Consider the following 3,226-nt stretch of genomic DNA (forward strand, 5'->3'; position numbering starts at 1 on the left):
CCTCCTCTACGGCCTTCCAGGATTCTCCCGGTGCCGTAAGGCCGCTGTGGTCAATCGCCATGTACTCGGTGATCGTGAAGCAGTCGTGAGTCTCCAGGCCATCCACATCCGTCACCGCAGCAAAGCCGCCGCGGTGAAGAGCGTCGGTCAGCGCACCCGCAGCATGGGGAAAGAGCAGCGGCTGTCCGGCACTCATGGAGAGCTTTTGCTCCAGTAACAATGGCGCGCTGCGATGGCCCCAGCCCTTGATGCGAGGCAGGTCCATAAGACTCATACCTTTACGCTTGGCATACTCCGCGGCGGCACGCTCACCCGCGAGTACAACGCAGGCAGCACCATCGGTGATCTGGCCACAGTCGAGCTTGCGAACCCGGCCTTCGACTACGGGATTGAGTTTGTCGTCCTCTCGAAAACAGCCCTGGGGAAACTCCCAGCTGCGACTTTGCGCCGTAGGGTTACTGCGCGCGTTGCCGAAGTTGATTTCGGCAATGCGCGCCAGATGTTCATGTTTAAGGCCATGACGCTCATCGTATTCTCGGCTAATACGATCAAACATGTAGGGCCAGGGGAAGTCTGCGTCCTGCGCTTCCTGCCCCTGCCACGCAGCGGCACCCAGATAGTCAGCGCCCGTTTGCCCGTCGACGTTGCGCATGAGTTCCAGCCCCAGCACGCAGGCCGTGTCGTAGTGTCCTGACTCGATATCGCGCATGGCGCCTAGCATCGCCATGGAACCCGATGCGCAGGCCGCCTCATGACGGGAGGTCGGCATACCCGCCATTTCAGGATACACCTGCGCGAAAAAACCGCCGAGGAGTCCCTGCCTGCAAAACAGATCGGCGACGAAATTGCCCACGTGCCCTACTTCGATCTGCGCGGGCTCGATATCGGCATCTGCGATAGCGCTTTCCAGCACCTCACGAAACATCGCGTAAATGTCGAGACCTTCGCGGTGCCAGTTGCGAGCGAAATCGGTTTGCGACCCACCCAGAATGTACACATCAGTCATGCTGTTTCTCCATCGTGTTCGCGGGCCTGTACCTGATCGCGCAAAACATTGCGCATTACCTTGCCCAGGGGATTGCGCGGCAATTCATCAAAAATTTCCAGACGCTCGGGAAGCTTGAAGCGCGCCACGCCTTTGTCGCGCAGATGCTCGCGCAGCGCTTCGAGCGTCGGCGCCTCGACGTTCTCCAAGGGCACCACACAGGCACAGACTTTCTCGCCCAGATCGGCATCGGCATAGGCACAGACCGCAGCTTCGGCCAGTCCCAGGGCGCCCTCCAGAAGACTGTCCAGTTCACTGGGCGACAGCTTAATGCCACCTCGGTTTATGATGTCTTTGCAGCGCCCAACAATGCGGTAATGCGTTGGCTGCTCCGGGCAGATCTCTAAAAGATCGCCGCTGCGAAAGTATCCGTCCTCAGTAAACACGCCTTCGCCATCATGGTTCAGGTAGCCGTCGAACACTCCGGGGCCCGTTACGGTGAGCTCGCCGGCAACGCCGGGCTCCTCGATCACATCCCCTGTGTCGGGGTCATTCAGTCGCGTGAGAATGGCGCCCTCAGCGTAGCTTTGAAAATCGACTCCCGCCGCACCAAGGCGAGGGAAGAGCGTTGCGCGATGTTCCGGTGACGGCGAATTTTCGGGCGTTCCGATAAGCGCGATACCCTCGTTGGAGCCATAGAAATTAATGATGGATTTGCCGAAGCGCGACTCAAAGGTCTCGATCATCGCCGCTGACAGAGGCACGGAACCGGAGCCGATGACGCGCAGTGCAGAGTAGTCAAACTGCTCCCACATTTCGGGCTGCTGTGCGAGACGGTTCAGCAACGGCGGTGGGGCAAGAGTGTAGTTAATGCGCTCATCCTGCAGCTGCTTCAGGTACAGAGGAATATCCAGCGGGTGGTGCTGTACCAAGGTGCAGTTGTGTAGGGCAGACGGAAAAAGAATACCGCCCAAAGACGCCATGTTAATCATGGGAAACGGCGACAGGAAACGCTCGCCGTCACTAAACTGGCCCGCGTAGCTGGTGAGACGCCCCTGGGCCAGCCACATATTGTGCGAGCGCGGCACGGCTTTGGGCGTACCCGTCGTGCCTGATGTCCAGGCGACGGTCAGCGTGGCATTTGCGTCGCTAGCCCAATCTCCGGCGGTGTCATCGTTCAGGCCGGCAAAGACATCCAAATCGTCCGCTATGTCCCAAACCTGTTCACTGTCGAATACCTCCCGCCCCTGCTGTGCGAGTTTGGCGCCGCGTAGATCTGTGACCGTGATCAGCGCTGTCGGAGTCAGCTCGTCTCGAAAGTGCGTCAGTTCGTGGGTGCCGTACTGCACAGCGGTAGGTGAAATCACAGCCCCAAGTTTGCTCAAAGCGTAGTAGAGAACAATCAACTCGCTGGTATTGGGCAATTGCAGAATGACTCTGTCCCTGGCTTTCACCCCCCGCGATGCAAGCTCACGGGCGCAAGCGCTGCTGGCGCTGTCCAACTCCGCCACGGAGAGTCGCCTGGGCGCCTGACCGGTAAGCTCAGCTTTGTTATCCGGATCTACCACGGCCTCGCGATCTGGCGTCGCCGCCGCATTGCGCGCGAGGAGATCGTGCAGTGTGTCAGTGCCCCACAGGCCTGCTTCCGTCAGACGGGCTATTCTCGCGTCGCTGCTGCGCATATTCATAGCTCACAGGCCTCCCGATATTCACGTTCCAATCGTTCCACAATGGCTGAGATGGGCAGGATGTCATTAACGGATCCCGCGCCCTGCCCCGCCGCCCAAACATCGCGCCAGCGTTTCACGTCGCCCGCCGACTTAATAATGTCGATATCACCGGCTTGAGGCATGTTGTCGGGATCATATCCCGCCTGCTCGAGGCTGGCCCGCAGCCAGTTGGCCTTGACCCCGGTTAGCGCGTCTGAGCAGACGATATCGTTACCGCTGGCATCCACCACCATCTGCTTGTATTCGATCTCCGCCATACTCTCCTTAGATGCAATAAAGCGTGTACCCATGTAGGCATAGTCGGCCCCCAGTATCTCGGCTGCGCGAACCGCACGTCCGGTGCTGATACCACCACCGAGCACAAGAATTCCATCAAAGTGCTGTCTCAGCTCCTGCACGAACGCGAAGCCTGATTGCTGCCCTGTGTGACCACCGGCTCCGGCGGCCACCAGAACTAATCCATCCACCCCGGCCGCAACGGCTTTAGCGGCGAATCGCAAATCGATCACGT

Annotated in this window: 3 protein-coding genes; all 3 read right to left on the reverse strand. The window is 59.4% G+C overall.

What is annotated here, in order from left to right:
* On the reverse strand, window positions 1-1,006 hold a 1,006-nt coding region (locus ACTG39_RS14085; RefSeq protein ID WP_439108194.1), incomplete at its 3' end, for an acetyl-CoA acetyltransferase.
* Window positions 1,003-2,673, reverse strand: coding sequence for a class I adenylate-forming enzyme family protein (locus ACTG39_RS14090; protein ID WP_439108195.1), 1,671 nt, complete (start codon window positions 2,671-2,673; stop codon window positions 1,003-1,005). The genes ACTG39_RS14085 and ACTG39_RS14090, both read right to left, overlap by 4 nt.
* On the reverse strand, window positions 2,670-3,226 hold a 557-nt coding region (locus ACTG39_RS14095; protein WP_439108196.1), incomplete at its 5' end, for an NAD(P)H-dependent flavin oxidoreductase. The genes ACTG39_RS14090 and ACTG39_RS14095, both read right to left, overlap by 4 nt.

This window comes from Congregibacter sp., from assembly GCF_965662665.1.
Taxonomy (GTDB): domain Bacteria; phylum Pseudomonadota; class Gammaproteobacteria; order Pseudomonadales; family Halieaceae; genus Congregibacter.